The sequence below is a fragment of the Sulfitobacter sp. HNIBRBA3233 genome, assembly GCF_040149665.1.
Lineage (GTDB): Bacteria > Pseudomonadota > Alphaproteobacteria > Rhodobacterales > Rhodobacteraceae > Sulfitobacter > Sulfitobacter marinivivus.
Genome location: NZ_JBEFLP010000001.1, coordinates 1,142,752 through 1,158,261 on the forward strand (window position 1 = coordinate 1,142,752; position 15,510 = coordinate 1,158,261).

Here is a 15,510-nt window from a genome sequence, read left to right on the forward strand (position 1 = left end):
TCAGTATCCAGATGCCGGAGATCCAGATGCCCCGAAACACCCGCCCCTTCCAGATCATGCAGCTGTTGCGCGGCGGCGCGTTGCACCGGGCACGGGATATGGCGCAGCGGCTGGGGGTGTCCGAACGCACGCTTTACCGCGATATCGAGAAATTGCAGGCAGCGGGCGTACCCGTCGAGGGCACGCGGGGCGAAGGATACCGGCTGCACGCGCAGACGACCCTGCCGCCGCTTGCCCTGTCCCCGCAAGAGTTTGAGGCGCTGAACCTCGGTCTGGCCATCGCGGTGGAGCTGGCCGACCCCGAATTGCGCGCCGCCGCCGAAAGTGTCGCGGCGAAGATCGACGCGGGCCTGCCCGAGACTGTCGTGGATACGGCCGCGGTATGGCGGCATGCGCAAAGCCCCTTTGCCGATGCGGTGCGCGGGTTTGCCCAGATGCCGACCGTCCGCGCCGCGATCCGCGCGCGCCAGAAACTGCGGATCACCTATACCGCGGCGGACGGGACCGTCACCCTGCGCACGATACGCCCGCTGCATATGGATTATCTGGGCCGCGTCTGGTCTGTCACCGCATGGTGCGAACTGCGCGCGGCGCACAGGGTATTCCGTCTGGACCTGATCGAAAATGCCGAGGCGCTGCCGGAACTCTTTGCCGACGAGCCGGGCAAGACGCTTTCGGATTTCGATCCCGCCCGCGCCTGATCCCAGCGGCAAAGCGTTTCAGTCGGTCCTGTCGCTGAGTGTCCACCCCTCCTGCTGCGGCAAGAACGCCTCCACGGCAGCCTGGGCGACAACCACGGTTTCGCCGTTGACCTCCACGTTCAGGCCGCCATTGACGGCCCGTACTTCCGCGCGCCCCCTCGGAAGGACGGCGCGCAGGGCATCCAGATCGATCGCATCGGGGTCTTGCACTCCGACCGTCACCTGGACCCGCATCCGGTCGTGGGCCATGCCCGTGACGCCGAAGATCGGCAGGCTGGAATGGCGAAACGCGTACTCTATCGCGCGCTTCGCGGCCTTGGTGTAATCCATACCGTGCAGGTCGTTGCCCATGCCCATTTCGATGATCAGACGGCCCTCATCCATCGGTGCGCTCCATCTCGAAACCGACCGAAAGGGCGACGTTTGCCATCACTGTCGGATTGCCCTCTCCCTCGGGGCGCGGCACGTCCAGACCGCCCTTGGCCACATTCACCGTCACTTTTCCGTAAGGGAACACGGCGCGCAGCGCGTCCACATCGACGCGGTCGGGCTCCTGCACCCCGACATCGAGCGTGATACGCATGTCTTCCTTTTCAAATCCGAAAAGCTCCGCAAGGTTGATCGAATTGTGCCAGAGCGCATCCTCGACCGCGCGCTTGGCCGCTTGCGTGTAATCCCCGCGCCTGAGCGACGTTCCCATCCCGAACTCCACCAGCAAGGTCTTCATCCGCACCTCCTCAGGCCAGTTTTCCCGCTTCGAATACGAAACAGCGATTGCGCGGGACGGTCAACCACATCACGGTCCCGGGCTGCGGCAGGAAGACGTTCGGCACCGTGGATTTCAGCATGGTCCCGCCCTCATCGAGGGTGAATTCCACAAGGCTCTCGTTGCCCATGAACCGCGAACGGGTGACCACGGCGCGCGCCGCCGTCCCATCCTTGGCCGTCGGCAAAGGCCCCCGGCCCCCGCGATCGAAATCGATGCGCAGATGCTGCGGGCGGAACACGATGTCGACTTCGGTGCCCTCGGGCAGACCGGGGGCCAGAAACTGCCCGAAGGGCGTCTGCGCCAAGGCGCCGTGCACGCGCGACCGGATTACATTTGCATCCGAAAAGAACGCCACCGACGCGAGGTCGATGGGACGTGTATAAAGGTTATAGGGCGCGCCCTGCTGCACGATCCGCCCGTTGCGCATCAACGCGATCTCGTCGGCCATCCGCATCGCTTCGTCCGGTTCGTGCGTGACCAGCAGCACGGCGGTGTCTTCCTGCTTGAGAATGCCAAGCGTGTCGTCGCGGATCCCGTCCCGCAGCCGGTTGTCGAGGCCCGAGAAAGGCTCGTCCATCAGCATGATCTTGGGGCGCGGCGCGAGGGCGCGGGCAAGGGCCACGCGCTGTTGTTCGCCGCCCGAAAGCTGGTGGGGGAAGGTATCGATGTAGCGTTCCAGCTCGACCCGTTGCAAAAGCTCCTGCGCGCGCGCGCGCTTGTCCGCGCGGCTCATCTTGCGCAGGCCGTAGGCTACATTGTCGCCCACGCTCAGATGCGGAAACAGCGCGAAGTCCTGAAACATCAGCCCGATCTCGCGCCGCTCGGGGGGCACGCGAAACACCGTGTCGCAGACCAGCTTGCCGTCAACGTGGATCGATCCGCTGTCCTGCATCTCGACCCCGGCGATCATCCGCAGGGTGGTGGATTTGCCGCAGCCGGAGGGGCCCAGAAGGCAGGTCACCTGCCCGGGCATGATCTTGAGGCTCACATCATCGACGACACTGCGTCCATCGAAGCTGCGACACAGGTTGCGAATCTCGAGGCGCGGTGTCTGGTCCACGGCAGTTATCCGATCATTTCGGTCGGAGATCGCCTATCAGCCCCGCCGCATCCCTGCAAGCACCGCCACGAAACCGACCCCCAGCACAACGATGCAAATCACCAGCAGCTGCTCGTATTTGTGACCTTCGGGCAGCAGCGGGGCCACCGCCTCCCACGACCGTGCGAAATAGGCAAAAGCGCCCAGAATCGCGGCCCCGAAGGCAACCAGATAGGCCCAGAGGGCAATCGAGCGGCCCATCACCAGCCCCACGATCAGCACGGGTGCGAGGAACATCGACGCGGTGCCCGACACCGCGACCGCATCGAAGAGCGTCGCATTGCCCCACAACGTCAGCACCGTTCCGGCCACCATGAACACGACCATCACCGCACGCCCCGCGCCCAGCGTGCGCGGCAGGCCCCCTTCCTCGACCACCAGACGGGCGGCGGAGGACAGCGCTGAATCGAGCGTGCTGAGCGCCGAGACCAGCAGCGAGATCATCAGGAGCGCGAAGACCCAGGCCGGGAACATCCCCGCCCAGGTGCCGATCAGCTCGCCCTCGTAGGCGGCGCCGACCAGACCGGCCTGAATGCCGAAAAAGCCGAAGCCGATGATGCACAGGGTGCTGATCCAGAAGGCATGCAGGAAAGAGGCGCGCGTGGTTGCGGCATCGGCGATGAACCCGCGGTCCATCATCACCGGATCATGTGCGGGATAGCTGAACACCTGCAACGCGGCGACAGCCAGCAGGATCCATCCGTTGTAGGCCCCCGAAACGCCCGGCGCAGTCAGCACCGCCGGCAGATCGAACCCCGGTGCCGTGACCAGCGCGACGAAGGCCACCCCGAAAACCACAAGGAACACGATCATCTGCACCACATCCGTGCGCAGCGCCGCGCTGAGCCCGCCCCAGGCGGAATACGCAAGCCCCAGTCCCGCGACGATCAGGATCGCAGTTGTCCCGCTGCCGTCCAGCACGGCGTTGAAGATCAGCCCGACGACGATCAGATTGGCAAACACCTCGGACAGCAACCGCAGGGCAATGACGAAATTGTAGCAGCCGTTTCCAATTGTGCCGAACCGTGCCCCCAGCCAGTCCTGCACCGATCCCGCGCCGGTCTCGCGCAGGCGCATCACGATGAAGCCCCCGGTCAGGAACGACGCGTAATAGGCGGCATAGGCCAAGGTGCCCGCAATGCCGTAATAATACCCCAGGATAGCGGCATTCATCAGGGACCGGGCGAAAATCCAGGTGGTCACCTGGCTGAGTACAAGGGTCCAGAGTCCGGGGCTGCGCCCGTCCATGCCTGCCCCGCCAAAGAACCCTTCGACACTTGCGCGACGCGGCGCGGCGAGGATGGACAGGACGATGATAGCGCCGAATACGGCAATCAGGACAGCAGGTTGCATGGTTGGCCCACCTCTTTGGAAATGTGCCGCAGAGGTAAGCGAAGCCCGCACCGACTGCCATCCAAAAAAAGCACCCCTGCCGAATTTGTGATCGACAGGGGCGCCGGACCGAATCCGCTACGGGCCAAAGCCCTGCTACATGGTGAGGTTGGTCGCGCCGCCGTCGAGAAGGATCGATTGCCCCACGATAAAGCCCGCATGTTGCGAGCACAGGAACGCGCAGGCGGCACCGAACTCCTCGCGCGTGCCGTAGCGGCCCGCCGGAATGCCCGCAGCGCGTTGCTTGCGCGCCTCTTCGATCGTGATGCCCTGCTGTTTGACGACGGCGCCGTCCAGCGCATCGGCACGGTCGGTCGCGTGAATACCGGGCAGCAGGTTGTTGATCGTCACGCCGCTGCCCGCGACCTGCCGCGAGGTGCCCGCGACATAGCCGGTCAGACCCGTGCGCGCAGAATTGCTGAGCCCCAGAACGGCGATGGGTGCACGCACCGATTGCGACGTGATGTTGACCACGCGGCCCCAGCCACGGTCCATCATCCCCGGCACCAGCGCCTTGATCAGGGCAATCGGCGCGAGCATGTTCGCATCCAGCGCCGCGATGAAATCCGACCGGTCCCAGTCGGTCCACTTGCCCGGAGGCGGGCCGCCTGCGTTGTTGACAAGTATGTCCACCGCACCTGCCGCCGCGATCACAGCCGCCTGCCCCTCTTCGGTCGCGACGTCCGCCGCAACAGTCGTGATTTCCACCCCGTAGGCATCGCGCAGGCGCTGTGCCTCGGCCTCCAGCGTATCGGCACCGCGCGCGTTCATCACCAGATCGACGCCGGCCTCGGCCAGTGCCTCGGCACAGCCCAGCCCGAGCCCTTTGGACGACGCACAAACCAGTGCCTTCTTGCCCTTGATTCCAAGATCCATAACCCATCCTCCAGTCCAATTTCGCCGCCAATAAACACCAGCCCCGCAGCAGACGCCAGCAAAAGACCGCCCCGTTGACCGCGGATCGCCACAATCCTAGGCTAGCGTGCTGGCAACACACCCGCAGAGGTCAGAGCATGTCAATCGGCACCCCGTCATCGCAAAGCGTACCGGTCTACGTCGCCGCGCAGATCCGCGCGACGGACGGGGCGAACGTGGGCGATCTGATCTCTTTCGCGAACGAGCTGATCCTCGATGACGTCTATGAACTTGGTTTCGGATCCGAGCCCGCGCGCCTGTCGCTGGTCGCCCGCGACGGGCGCAGTTTCACCATCGGCCACGATACCGGTATCGGCACGCCGGGCGCTGTGCTGCATCTCGATTCCGCGCTGCTGTTCATGACCTACGAGGGCACCGCGCTCGATGCGCTGTTGCTGGTGGAAGTCGACGACGCAGGCGCGGTCACCGAAATTTACCTGATGCCGCTGAACGCGCTCAGCCCCAAGCAGGAAATGCGCCTTGTGGGCATCGACCGCGAGGGCGCGCAGCATAAGTTCGCGCAGGTCGCCTGCGTCAGCTTTACCCGCGGGACGCAGATCACCCTTGCCTCCGGCGCGCAATGCCCGGTCGAACAGCTGAAAGTCGGGGACCGTGTCCTGACCCGCGATGACGGCGTGCAACCGCTGCGCTGGATCGGTCATTCCACCGCCCGCGCGGTCGGCGAATTCGCCCCGATCCGCATTGCGGCGGGAACGCTGAACAACTCGGGCGACCTGATCGTCAGCCCCGACCACCGGCTGTTCATCTACCAGCGCACGGACGAGTTGGGTGCGGGCCGCGCCGAATTACTGGTAAAGGCACGCCACCTTGTGAACGGCGACAGCGTCACGGTCCTGCAAGGCGGCTATGTGGATTACTTCCAGCTGCTGTTCGACAGCCACCAGATCATCTATGCCGAAGGGATCGCGGCGGAATCGATGCTGATCGACAGCCGCACGCGTCCGGTCCTTCCGCAGGATCTGTCACAGGCCTTGGGAGAGGTCATCCCAGGCCATTCGGACCTGCCGCACGCGGGACTGGACGTTCAGGAAAAGCTGCTGAAACGTCCGGATGCCGCGGAGCTTCTGAAGAAAGCATCAAGCCGCTAGCCGATAGGTCCGCCCGCTCCGGGCTATTCGTTATAGAAGAACTCTTCGCGCACGATCTTGCCGTTCGCCACGTGATAGACCGCGATTTCGTCCATCGGCATCGTGGTGCCGCTTGCCTTTTCCGTCATCTCACCGTGAAAGCGTACCGCAAAGCGGTCGTCACCGTGCAGCATCGGATCGGAGGCTTCGACCGCGACATCGGTCATCGCGTTTTCGAACCATTCATGCTTGGCCCTGATCCCCTCCAGCCCCTGCGTGATGCGGGACTGCCCGCCCATATCGTTAGGCTCCACCGATACGGCGTCGGCTGCATACAGCCGGTCGAGGTTTTCCATCTCGCGCCCTTCGCGGCAGCCCGCGACAAGCTCTTGCGCAATCTCCAGCAGGGTCATCGCCCGCGCCCTCCGAATTGTTCACCCAATGTTCCTATCGTGCGCCGCACCTCGATTCGATGCAAGCGCCAGATTGCGCCGTCCCGCTGCAGCCCCTATACGGATGCCCATGCTTGACACAAATCGCCCTCCGCTTCCCCCTGAAATCGCCCGTCGCCGCACGTTCGCGATCATCAGCCACCCCGACGCCGGCAAGACCACGCTGACGGAGAAATTCCTGCTGTTCGGCGGGGCGATCCAGATGGCCGGACAGGTCCGCGCCAAGGGCGAGGCGCGGCGCACACGGTCCGATTTCATGGCGATGGAGAAAGACCGCGGCATTTCGGTTTCGGCCTCGGCGATGTCCTTCGACTTCACCACCAAGACCAACACCTACCGGTTCAACCTCGTCGACACGCCCGGCCACTCGGATTTCTCCGAAGATACCTACCGCACGCTGACGGCGGTGGACGCGGCGGTGATGGTGATCGACGGCGCCAAGGGTGTGGAAAGCCAGACCCAGAAGCTGTTCGAAGTCTGCCGCATGCGCGATCTGCCGATCCTGACCTTCTGTAACAAGATGGACCGCGAAAGCCGCGATGTGTTCGAGATCATCGACGAAATCCAGCAAAACCTCGCTATCGACGTGACGCCGGCCTCTTGGCCCATCGGCGTGGGCCGCGATTTTCTGGGATGCTACGATATCCTGCGCGACAGGCTGGAACTGATGGACCGCGCAGACCGCAACAAGGTCGCAGAATCGATCGAGATCAACGGACTCGATGATCCCAAGCTGGAAAAGCACGTGCCCGCCGACCTGCTGGAGAAACTGCGCGAAGACCTCGAGATGGTGCGCGAACTGATGCCCCCGCTCGATGCGGAGCTGATGGCCGAAGGATCGCTGACGCCGATCTGGTTCGGATCGGCGATCAACAGCTTCGGGGTGAAGGAATTGATGGAAGGCATCGCGCGTTTCGGGCCGGAACCCCAGATCCAGAGCGCGGTACCGCGCCAGATCCTGCCCGAAGAGGACAAGGTCGCGGGCTTCGTCTTCAAGGTGCAGGCCAACATGGACCCCAAACACCGCGACCGCGTGGCCTTTGTGCGTCTTGCCTCCGGCCATTTCGAGCGCGGCATGAAGCTGACGCATGTGCGCAGCAAGAAACCGATGTCGATCACCAATCCGGTGATGTTCCTTGCCGCTGACCGTGAACTGGCCGAAGAGGCATGGGCCGGCGACATCATCGGCATTCCCAACCACGGGCAGTTGCGCATCGGCGACACCCTGACCGAGGGCGAGGCCCTGCGCGTCTCGGGCATTCCTTCCTTCGCGCCCGAACTTTTGCAGGGCGTGCGTGCCGGTGACCCGATGAAGGCCAAGCATCTGGAAAAAGCGCTGATGCAATTCGCCGAGGAAGGCGCCGCCAAGGTCTTCAAACCGGCGATCGGGTCGGGCTTTGTCGTGGGCGTCGTCGGGCAGTTGCAGTTCGAAGTGCTGGCAAGCCGGATCGAGCTGGAATACGGCCTTCCGGTGCGGTTTGAAGCGTCGCAATTCACCTCGGCGCGCTGGGTCAACGGCACCCGTGCCGCCGTGGACAAGTTTACCGAGGCCAACAAGCAGCATATCGCCCATGACCATGACGGCGACGTTGTCTACCTGACCCGCCTGCAATGGGATATCGACCGCGTCGACCGCGATTATCCGGACGTGAAGCTGACCGCCACGAAGGAAATGATGGTCTGATGCAGACGTGGGGCGTCGTCTCCACCATCAAGGCGCCGGCGGCGTCGATCCTGCGGTGGGCCGCGTGGCATCTGGAGGCGGGGGCGCACCGTGTTACGGTCTATCTCGACGATGCCAACCCTGCGGCGCAGGCGGCACTGCGCGACCACCCCAAATGCCGCGTGCGGCGCTGCGATGACGGCTACTGGCAGCGCCAGCACGGCAAACGCCCCGACGCGCACCAGTCGCGGCAGACCTTCAACGCGACGCACGCCTACGCCCGCGCGGATGATGTCGACTGGCTGGTGCATCTGGATGCGGATGAATTTCTGGTCAGTGACCAGCCGGTGGCGTCGTACCTGTCCGACCTTCCCGCCGATGTGCTGTCGGCCCGCACGCGCCCGATGGAACTGCTCGCTGGCTCCGACGTGGCGCGCGATGCGGCCTTCAAGATGTTCATCCCCGCAGGCAAACAGCGTGAACGTATCGTGGCCAGTCTCTACCCGGAATTCGGCGCCCACCTGAAAGGCGGCTTTCTCAGCCATATTGCGGGCAAGGTGTTCTGCCGGACCGGCCTCGGGCCAGTCAAATTCCGCATCCACAATGTCTTTCTGGGCGAGGAAATGAACCCCGGCCATGTCGAGATCGACGATCTGCACCTCGCCCATTTCCACGCCCCCGACTGGGACAGCTGGCGCGCGCAGTATGACTACCGCTTCAGCCGTGGTGCCTACCGGGCCGATCTGGGGCCCGCGCGCCCGCGCGACCGCGGCGGTATCACCGTGCACGAACTCTTTTCGATCATCGTCGAGGACTCCGGAGAGGACGGTTTGCGCCGTTTCTTCGACGAGGTCTGCACCGACAGCGAAGACCTGCGCGCGCGCCTTGCGGCGCATGGGCTTCTGCTGACCACGCGCATCGATTTCGACACAGTGCTGGCGAAACATTTTCCTGACAGTGCAAAGATTTGACGCCACTGGGCGAAGTTGATAAGTGCGACTTCAGACGTGTCGTGGCGATATTCGCCGCTTGGGGCCATGCGGGCCGGCACGCGTGGCGCAGCGGGCCAAGTCAGTGTCCGCAACATACGGACATATATGACGAAATTCAGCGATCTAAACCTTAATCCAAAGGTACTCAAGGCGATCCTCGAAGCAGGATACGAAACGCCAACGCCGATTCAGGCAGGTGCCATTCCCCCCGCCCTCGAAGGGCGCGACGTTCTGGGCATCGCCCAGACCGGTACTGGCAAAACCGCCAGCTTCACGCTTCCCATGATAACGGCACTTGCCCGTGGACGCGCGCGGGCGCGGATGCCGCGCAGTCTGGTGCTCTGCCCGACCCGCGAACTCGCCGCACAGGTGGCCGAAAACTTCGATACCTATTCCAAACACGTCAAATTGACGAAGGCACTGCTGATCGGCGGTGTTTCGTTCAAGGAACAGGATGCCGCGATCGACAAGGGCGTCGACGTCCTGATTGCGACCCCCGGTCGTCTGCTCGACCATTTCGAGCGCGGCAAGCTGATCCTCAATGACGTCAAAGTCATGGTGGTCGACGAAGCGGACCGGATGCTGGACATGGGGTTCATCCCCGATATCGAACGGATCTTCGGTCTGGTGCCCTTCACCCGCCAGACGCTGTTCTTCTCGGCGACAATGGCGCCCGAAATCGAACGCATCACCAATACCTTCCTCAGCAATCCCGCGCGCATCGAAGTTGCACGTCAGGCCACGACCTCGGAAAACATCACCCAGGGCGTGCTGATGTTCAAAGCGTCCCGCAAGGACCGCGAGGCGACGGAAAAGCGCAAGGTGTTGCGCGCATTGATCGACGCCGAAGGCGACAAGTGCACGAACGCGATCATCTTCTGCAACCGCAAGTTGGACGTGGATACGGTGGCGAAGTCGCTGAAGAAATACGGCTACGATGCCGCGCCGATCCACGGCGATCTGGACCAGAGCCAGCGCACACGCACGCTCGACGGTTTCCGCGCGGGCGATCTGCGGTTTCTCGTGGCCTCTGATGTGGCCGCGCGCGGGCTCGACGTGCCTGCGGTCAGCCACGTCTTCAACTTCGATGTGCCCAGCCACGCCGAAGACTACGTGCACCGCATCGGCCGGACCGGCCGCGCGGGCCGTGACGGCAAGGCGATCATGATCTGTGTGCCGCGCGACGAGAAGAACCTCGAGGACGTCGAGCGTCTGGTGCAGAAGGAAATACCGCGCCTTGATGACCCGCTTGGCGGCAAAAAGGGCGAGGAGCGGCCGCAGGCGCAGCCGGAGGCCAGCGAGGAGCCCCGCGAGAAGCCAAAACGCACGCGCAGCCGTCGCAAGCCGAAGGACGAGGCGGCGGAGGTGAAAACCGACGGGCCCGCAGCCGAAACCCCCAAGGAAGCGCCAGAAAAGACTGCGCCGGAAGAAAACACCGCGAAACCCGCGGAGCAATCCGAGACGCCGGCACCGGCTGCACGGGAGCGCGATGACCGGTCCTCCGGCCGCGGACGTTCCGGGCGCGGGGGCAACCGCGGACGGGGCGACAACGGCAATCAGGGCGGAAACAACCGTGTTGTGGGCCTTGGCGATCACACGCCGACCTTCATCGAACTCAGCTTCGACGAGCGCCCCAAGGACTGACAACGCCCCTCCAGACGCAGTCGCAGAAAAAACCGCCCGGCGCTTTACGCACCGGGCGGTTTTTCGTCTCAACCACGTGGTGGCGGGTCAGCTCAGGCGGCTGACCACAACCGTCACTTCGGGTTTCTTGCCGATCTCGTTCTGTGCGGACTGGCGCGCGACCTTTTTCAGACCATCGTTCAGCGCGTCGTCGTCGCGCAGGGTTTTCGCCCCTGCCCGGCCCAGCCACTGGCTCAGATCGTGCTCGACCACTTCGGCAAGGCTCGCCTTGCTCACACCGGTTTCGGCCAGACCCATGGTGTCGACCCAAGGGTCGCCCAGAGGTTCGTCCTCTTCATCCAGCAGCACGGTCACGGTCATATGCCCGTTCAGCGCCATGCGGATCCGGTCGCGGATCACGCCGTCCAGCGCGCCGACCTGCACCGATCCGTCCAGATAGGTGCGCCCGGTCTCGACATATTCGGCAACCTTGGGCGCGTTGCCGGACAGGTCTATCATCATCCCGTTCACGGCCAGAACGCCGGTGATGCCCTTGCCGTCCGCGATCTTCACATGCTCGCGCAGGTGGCGGTGCTCCCCGTGCATCGGGATCAGGACTTGCGGCTTGAGGATGTCGTGCAGCGTCTCCAGATCGGGACGGTTGGCGTGGCCCGACACGTGATACTTGCCCGAACTGTCGTCGACCACATCGACGCCTTTTTCGGACAGCGCGTTTATGATCGCGATGACACCCTTCTCATTGCCCGGGATCGTCTTGGACGAGAACAGGAACAGGTCGCCCTCTTTCAGCTCGATGCCCTGATACTTGCCGCGCGCCAGCTGCGCGGACGCCGCGCGGCGTTCCCCCTGGCTGCCGGTAACCAGCAGCATCAGGTTCTCGCGCGGCACATCACGGGCCTGTTCGGGGCTGATCGTGCTGGGGAAATCCGTCAGCACGCCTGCCTCGACGCTGGCCTCGACCATGCGTTTCATCGCGCGGCCCATCAGCACGATCGACCGACCTGCCCGTTCAGCCGCCACTGCAAGGGTTTTCACCCGTGCAACATTCGATGCGAAGGTCGTCGCAATGACCATACCTGACGCACCAGAGACCAATTCCTCGATCGCAGGCGACAGAACCGCCTCGGAACGCCCTGCCTCCGGCGAGAAGACGTTGGTACTGTCACACACCAGCGCCTTGATCCCGTCCTTGGCGATCTCCTCGAAAGCAGCGGGATCGAAAGGTTCGCCCACGCCGGGGGTCAGGTCGACCTTGAAGTCGCCCGAGTGAACGATACGGCCCGCGGGCGTGTCGATCACCAAAGCCGAGCTTTCGGGGATCGAGTGGGAGATCGGCTGGAAGCCCACCTTGAACGGTCCGGCATCGACCTGATGGGGAAAGATGCCGACCGTGCGGATCGCGTCATCGGGATGGCCGTATTCGTCCATCTTGCGCTGCGCGATATTGGCCGTGAACCGGCGCGCGTAGATCGGCGCCTGCAAACGGTCGTAGGTGTGGGCGATGCCGCCCACGTGGTCTTCGTGCGCGTGGGTGACGAATACCGCTTCGATGCGGTCCTTGCGCTTTACCAGCCAATCGATATCGGCAATGATCAGGTCCACGCCGGGCGTGGTATCCATGTCGGGAAAGGCCACGCCGATATCCACGACGATCAGGCGCTCCTTGTCGGGGGCGCCATATCCGTAGACATATGCGTTCATACCAATTTCACCCGCCCCGCCGAGGGGAAGGTAGATCAAACGTTCGCTGCTCATATTATTCAGCTAATTCCTTGTTATACTTATGGATCACGGTCAGGCCGTGCATTGTCAGGTCATCTTGATAGTCATCAAATAAGGCTTCGGCTTGCTGAAACAACGGTGCCAGCCCGCCTGTGGCGATCACGCGCATGTCGCGCGCACGCTCTGCTTTGATCCGGGCACATATCTCACGAACGAGCCCGATGTAACCCCAGAAGATGCCGGATTGCATGCAGGCCACGGTATTCGTGCCGACAACCTGCTGTGGTTTCGAGATATCGACATGCGGCAAGGCTGCGGCGGCGGCGTGCAACGCCTCCAGCGACAGGTTCACACCCGGTGCGATCACCCCGCCCACATAGGCGCCATCGGTGTCGGCCACGTCGAAGGTCGTCGCCGTGCCGAAATCCACGATGATCAGATCGCCGCCGTAGATGTCATAGCCCGCAACCGTGTTGACCAGCCGGTCGGGCCCGACAGCCGTGCCCTCGTCCACGCGCACCGCAACCGGCAGCGCGCATTCGGGTTTGCCCACCACAATGGGGCGCGTATTGAAATACCGGTCCGACAGCACACGCAGGTTGAACACCACACGCGGCACCGTGGACGACACGATCACGTCGGTGATCTCTGCCTCGATCTTTTGCAGTTTCATCAGGGTCGACAGCCAGACGTAATACTGGTCCGCCGTGCGCTGCCATTCCGTTGCCGTCCGCCAGGTCGCGATAAATTCGGTCCCGTCCCAAATCGAAAAGACCGTGTTGGTGTTGCCGCAATCAATCGCCAAAAGCATCGGCTGTCCCCTTCTCTGGGATCAGAAATACACATCCGCGGCTGCAATAGCCACGCGCCCTTTTGCCGTGCGCAGGATCAGATTGCCAGCTTCATCGACATCTTCGAACACCCCTTCGGAGCTGTCGCGCATGGTCCGGGCTGTCACGACCTCGCCCAGCCGCGCTGCCTGTGCCAGCCACGCGCTGCGGATCGGCCCGAACCCATAAACCTGAAACTGTTCTTCGTACCGTGCGAAGGCTGCGGCCAGCGGGTCGAGCAAGTCGCGGGCAGAGACATCAACGCCAAGCTCCCCCGCAAGCGACACAGGTCGCAGGGCACCCGCCTCGACTTCGGACGGATCAGGGGCATGAGCCAAATTGACACCGATGCCGATCACCAGATGGGCACCGAGAGTTTCAAGCAGGATACCGGCGAGTTTGCCACCGTAGAGCAGAACATCGTTGGGCCACTTCAACGCAAACGGATCGCTTTGACCCGTGACCTCGATACAGGCGTCGCGCAGGGCAAGGCTGGCGACGAAACTGCGCAAGGCGGCCTGTGTGGGATCGGCGGGCATCGGCAGAACAACGGTTCCGGCGAAATTTCCACGCGGTGTCGCCCATGCCCGGCCCCGGCGGCCCCGCGCTGCGGTCTGTTCCTCCGCCATGATCCACGCGGGCCCGCGCAGATCGGATACCATGCGCGCCGCCTCGGCAAGCGTTGAATCGAGGCTGTCGAAAACGTGGCGCGCGTATCCCTGTGGCCAGCTCCTCAACGCAGCACCTATCCCACGCAAAGGCAGCGAAGCCCGGTCTTCGCCCGGACCCGTGCCTTAGTTGACAAGTGTCTCGGCCGCCAGCGCAGCCGCGCCCTCGACCCCGAACATGTTGATGATGCCGACAACCATGATCACCGCGGATGCGATCAGGAAACCGCCCAGAAGACCGCCGCGGTTCTGGTCCAACCCGTCGCTGCGCTCTTCGCCGAAGTACATGTAGAATACGATCCGCAAGTAGTAGAACGCGCCGATCACCGAGGCGATCACCCCCGCGATGGCCAGCCATGCAAGACCACCGTCGTAGGCCGCCCGCAGCACATAGAGCTTGGCGAAGAACCCAAGGAACGGAGGCACGCCCGCGAGGCTGAACATCAGCACCAGCAGCGCCGCCGCGCGGCCCGGATGGCTGCGCGCGTAGAGGTTCAGCGACGAAATTTCCACCACCGGCGCATCGTCCTTGCGCATCAGCAGGATGAAGGCAAAGACACCGACGTTCATCGTGACATAGATCGCCATGTAGATCAGCATCGCCTGCACGCCGAATGCGGTACCGGCAGCGAGACCCATCAGCGCATAGCCCATGTGGGCAATCGAGGAGAAGGCCATCAGGCGCTTGATGTTGGTCTGTCCGATCGCCGCGACAGCGCCGAGGAACATCGACAGCACGGACAACAGCGCGATGATCTGCTGCCAGTCGCCCACGGCACCGCCGAAGGCATCGTGCAAGACCCGCGCGAACAATGCCATCGCGGCGACCTTGGGAGCGGTCGCGAAGAAAGCGGTGACCGGTGTGGGCGACCCTTCGTAGACATCGGGTGTCCACATGTGGAACGGCACTGCCGAAACCTTGAACGCCATGCCCGAAATCAGGAACACGATACCGAAAAGCAGCCCGATCGATGTCTCACCCGACTGCGCGGTCGTGATAATCCCCGAAAACAGCGTGGTGCCGGCGTAGCCGTAGACCAGCGATGCACCGTAGAGCAGCAGGCCCGAGCTGAGCGCGCCAAGAACGAAGTACTTCAGCCCCGCCTCGGTCGATTTGATGCTGTCGCGCCGCAGCGATGCCACGACATAAAGCGCCAGCGACTGCAGTTCGAGCCCCATGTAGAGCGCCATCAGATCGCCCGCAGAGACCATCATCATCATGCCGACAACGCTCAGGGATACCAGCACGGGATATTCGAACCGCAACAGACCACGTTCCTGCATGTAGCCTTCGCTCATCAACAGGACAGCGGCGGCGGAAACGAGGATGGTGATCTTGGCGAACCGTGCGAAGCCGTCGTTGATGAACATCCCGCCGAACGCTTCGACCGTGCTGTTGGCACCCGTGCCGATCACGACGGCCAGCACCACCAGCAGCGCCGCCGTCAGCCACAAAAGCGGCCGGGCGATGGCGTCCTTGCCGAAATAGGCCCCGAACATCAAACCGGCAAGCGCGAAGCCCGCGAGGATGATTTCGGGCAGGATCTGGAAGAGGTCATTGCTCATCTTGGGATA

Annotated in this window: 15 protein-coding genes; 5 read left to right on the top strand and 10 right to left on the bottom strand. The window is 63.4% G+C overall.

The window, feature by feature from the left end:
• The first annotated feature begins 26 nt into the window (after positions 1-26).
• Entirely contained in the window at positions 27-701 is a 675-nt protein-coding gene (locus ABMC89_RS05475) for a helix-turn-helix transcriptional regulator (RefSeq protein ID WP_349565999.1), read from the top strand.
• Between the two features lie 18 nt (positions 702-719).
• Here ABMC89_RS05475 and ABMC89_RS05480 read toward each other — a convergent pair whose 3' ends face one another.
• The 5 genes from ABMC89_RS05480 to ABMC89_RS05500 form a co-directional block, all read right to left on the bottom strand.
• The gene (locus tag ABMC89_RS05480; RefSeq protein ID WP_349566001.1) at positions 720-1,085 is read right to left on the bottom strand and encodes a Lin0512 family protein; all 366 of its coding nucleotides are present in this window, start codon (positions 1,083-1,085) and stop codon (positions 720-722) included.
• Entirely contained in the window at positions 1,078-1,428 is a 351-nt protein-coding gene (locus tag ABMC89_RS05485; RefSeq protein WP_349566003.1) for a Lin0512 family protein, read from the bottom strand. Before ABMC89_RS05485 ends, ABMC89_RS05480 begins: the two co-directional genes overlap by 8 nt.
• A 10-nt stretch (positions 1,429-1,438) precedes the next feature.
• Positions 1,439-2,530 carry an ABC transporter ATP-binding protein gene (locus ABMC89_RS05490; RefSeq protein WP_349566005.1) on the bottom strand — a complete coding sequence of 364 codons (1,092 nt, stop codon included), beginning with the start codon at positions 2,528-2,530 and terminating at the stop codon, positions 1,439-1,441.
• Positions 2,531-2,566: 36 nt separating this feature from the next.
• The gene (locus ABMC89_RS05495; RefSeq protein ID WP_349566006.1) at positions 2,567-3,922 is read right to left on the bottom strand and encodes a sodium:proline symporter; all 1,356 of its coding nucleotides are present in this window, start codon (positions 3,920-3,922) and stop codon (positions 2,567-2,569) included.
• 135 nt (positions 3,923-4,057) lie between these two features.
• Positions 4,058-4,837, bottom strand: a complete 780-nt coding sequence (locus ABMC89_RS05500) for an SDR family oxidoreductase (protein ID WP_349566008.1) — start codon at positions 4,835-4,837, stop codon at positions 4,058-4,060.
• Positions 4,838-4,974: 137 nt separating this feature from the next.
• Between ABMC89_RS05500 and ABMC89_RS05505 the strand changes: the two genes are divergently transcribed.
• Positions 4,975-5,985 (top strand): Hint domain-containing protein, encoded by a 1,011-nt coding sequence (locus ABMC89_RS05505; protein ID WP_349566010.1) that lies wholly within the window; start codon positions 4,975-4,977, stop codon positions 5,983-5,985.
• A 23-nt stretch (positions 5,986-6,008) separates the two neighbouring features.
• On the opposite strand, the gene ABMC89_RS05510 is transcribed toward ABMC89_RS05505, so the two are convergent.
• Positions 6,009-6,377, bottom strand: a complete 369-nt coding sequence (locus tag ABMC89_RS05510) for a SnoaL-like domain-containing protein (RefSeq protein ID WP_349566012.1) — start codon at positions 6,375-6,377, stop codon at positions 6,009-6,011.
• Between the two features lie 109 nt (positions 6,378-6,486).
• Here ABMC89_RS05510 and ABMC89_RS05515 point away from each other — a divergent pair, with 109 nt between their 5' ends.
• The 3 genes from ABMC89_RS05515 to ABMC89_RS05525 all read left to right on the top strand — a co-directional run bounded on the left by ABMC89_RS05515 (position 6,487) and on the right by ABMC89_RS05525 (position 10,715).
• Positions 6,487-8,100 (top strand): peptide chain release factor 3, encoded by a 1,614-nt coding sequence (locus tag ABMC89_RS05515; RefSeq protein ID WP_349566014.1) that lies wholly within the window; start codon positions 6,487-6,489, stop codon positions 8,098-8,100.
• Entirely contained in the window at positions 8,100-9,050 is a 951-nt protein-coding gene (locus ABMC89_RS05520; protein WP_349566016.1) for a glycosyltransferase family 2 protein, read from the top strand. The genes ABMC89_RS05515 and ABMC89_RS05520 overlap by 1 nt, the downstream gene beginning before the upstream one ends.
• A 126-nt stretch (positions 9,051-9,176) precedes the next feature.
• Positions 9,177-10,715: a DEAD/DEAH box helicase gene (locus ABMC89_RS05525; RefSeq protein ID WP_349566018.1), complete on the top strand. Its 1,539-nt coding sequence runs from the start codon at positions 9,177-9,179 to the stop codon at positions 10,713-10,715.
• 87 nt (positions 10,716-10,802) lie between these two features.
• Here ABMC89_RS05525 and ABMC89_RS05530 read toward each other — a convergent pair whose 3' ends face one another.
• From ABMC89_RS05530 to nuoN, 4 genes are read right to left on the bottom strand one after another with little or no spacing between them, the layout of a single operon-like run.
• The gene (locus ABMC89_RS05530; RefSeq protein WP_349566020.1) at positions 10,803-12,470 is read right to left on the bottom strand and encodes a ribonuclease J; all 1,668 of its coding nucleotides are present in this window, start codon (positions 12,468-12,470) and stop codon (positions 10,803-10,805) included.
• Position 12,471: 1 nt separating this feature from the next.
• Positions 12,472-13,248 carry a type III pantothenate kinase gene (locus ABMC89_RS05535; protein ID WP_349566022.1) on the bottom strand — a complete coding sequence of 259 codons (777 nt, stop codon included), beginning with the start codon at positions 13,246-13,248 and terminating at the stop codon, positions 12,472-12,474.
• Between the two features lie 21 nt (positions 13,249-13,269).
• On the bottom strand, positions 13,270-14,004 hold the full coding sequence (locus ABMC89_RS05540) for a biotin--[acetyl-CoA-carboxylase] ligase (RefSeq protein ID WP_349566024.1): 735 nt from the start codon (positions 14,002-14,004) through the stop codon (positions 13,270-13,272).
• 57 nt (positions 14,005-14,061) lie between these two features.
• On the bottom strand, positions 14,062-15,501 hold the full coding sequence (gene nuoN / locus ABMC89_RS05545) for an NADH-quinone oxidoreductase subunit NuoN (protein ID WP_349566026.1): 1,440 nt from the start codon (positions 15,499-15,501) through the stop codon (positions 14,062-14,064).
• Positions 15,502-15,510 lie beyond the last annotated feature (9 nt).

Bases quoted from the DNA above. Each gene is read 5' to 3' on its own strand.
- ABMC89_RS05475 (WP_349565999.1), top strand. From the start codon at position 27: ATGCCCCGAAACACCCGCCCCTTCCAGATCATGCAGCTGTTGCGCGGC.
- ABMC89_RS05480 (WP_349566001.1), bottom strand. From the start codon at position 1,085: ATGGATGAGGGCCGTCTGATCATCGAAATGGGCATGGGCAACGACCTG.
- ABMC89_RS05485 (WP_349566003.1), bottom strand. From the start codon at position 1,428: ATGAAGACCTTGCTGGTGGAGTTCGGGATGGGAACGTCGCTCAGGCGC.
- ABMC89_RS05495 (WP_349566006.1), bottom strand. From the start codon at position 3,922: ATGCAACCTGCTGTCCTGATTGCCGTATTCGGCGCTATCATCGTCCTG.
- ABMC89_RS05500 (WP_349566008.1), bottom strand. From the start codon at position 4,837: ATGGATCTTGGAATCAAGGGCAAGAAGGCACTGGTTTGTGCGTCGTCC.
- ABMC89_RS05505 (WP_349566010.1), top strand. From the start codon at position 4,975: ATGTCAATCGGCACCCCGTCATCGCAAAGCGTACCGGTCTACGTCGCC.
- ABMC89_RS05510 (WP_349566012.1), bottom strand. From the start codon at position 6,377: ATGACCCTGCTGGAGATTGCGCAAGAGCTTGTCGCGGGCTGCCGCGAA.
- ABMC89_RS05515 (WP_349566014.1), top strand. From the start codon at position 6,487: ATGCTTGACACAAATCGCCCTCCGCTTCCCCCTGAAATCGCCCGTCGC.
- ABMC89_RS05520 (WP_349566016.1), top strand. From the start codon at position 8,100: ATGCAGACGTGGGGCGTCGTCTCCACCATCAAGGCGCCGGCGGCGTCG.
- ABMC89_RS05525 (WP_349566018.1), top strand. From the start codon at position 9,177: ATGACGAAATTCAGCGATCTAAACCTTAATCCAAAGGTACTCAAGGCG.
- ABMC89_RS05530 (WP_349566020.1), bottom strand. From the start codon at position 12,470: ATGAGCAGCGAACGTTTGATCTACCTTCCCCTCGGCGGGGCGGGTGAA.
- ABMC89_RS05535 (WP_349566022.1), bottom strand. From the start codon at position 13,248: ATGCTTTTGGCGATTGATTGCGGCAACACCAACACGGTCTTTTCGATT.
- nuoN (WP_349566026.1), bottom strand. From the start codon at position 15,501: ATGAGCAATGACCTCTTCCAGATCCTGCCCGAAATCATCCTCGCGGGC.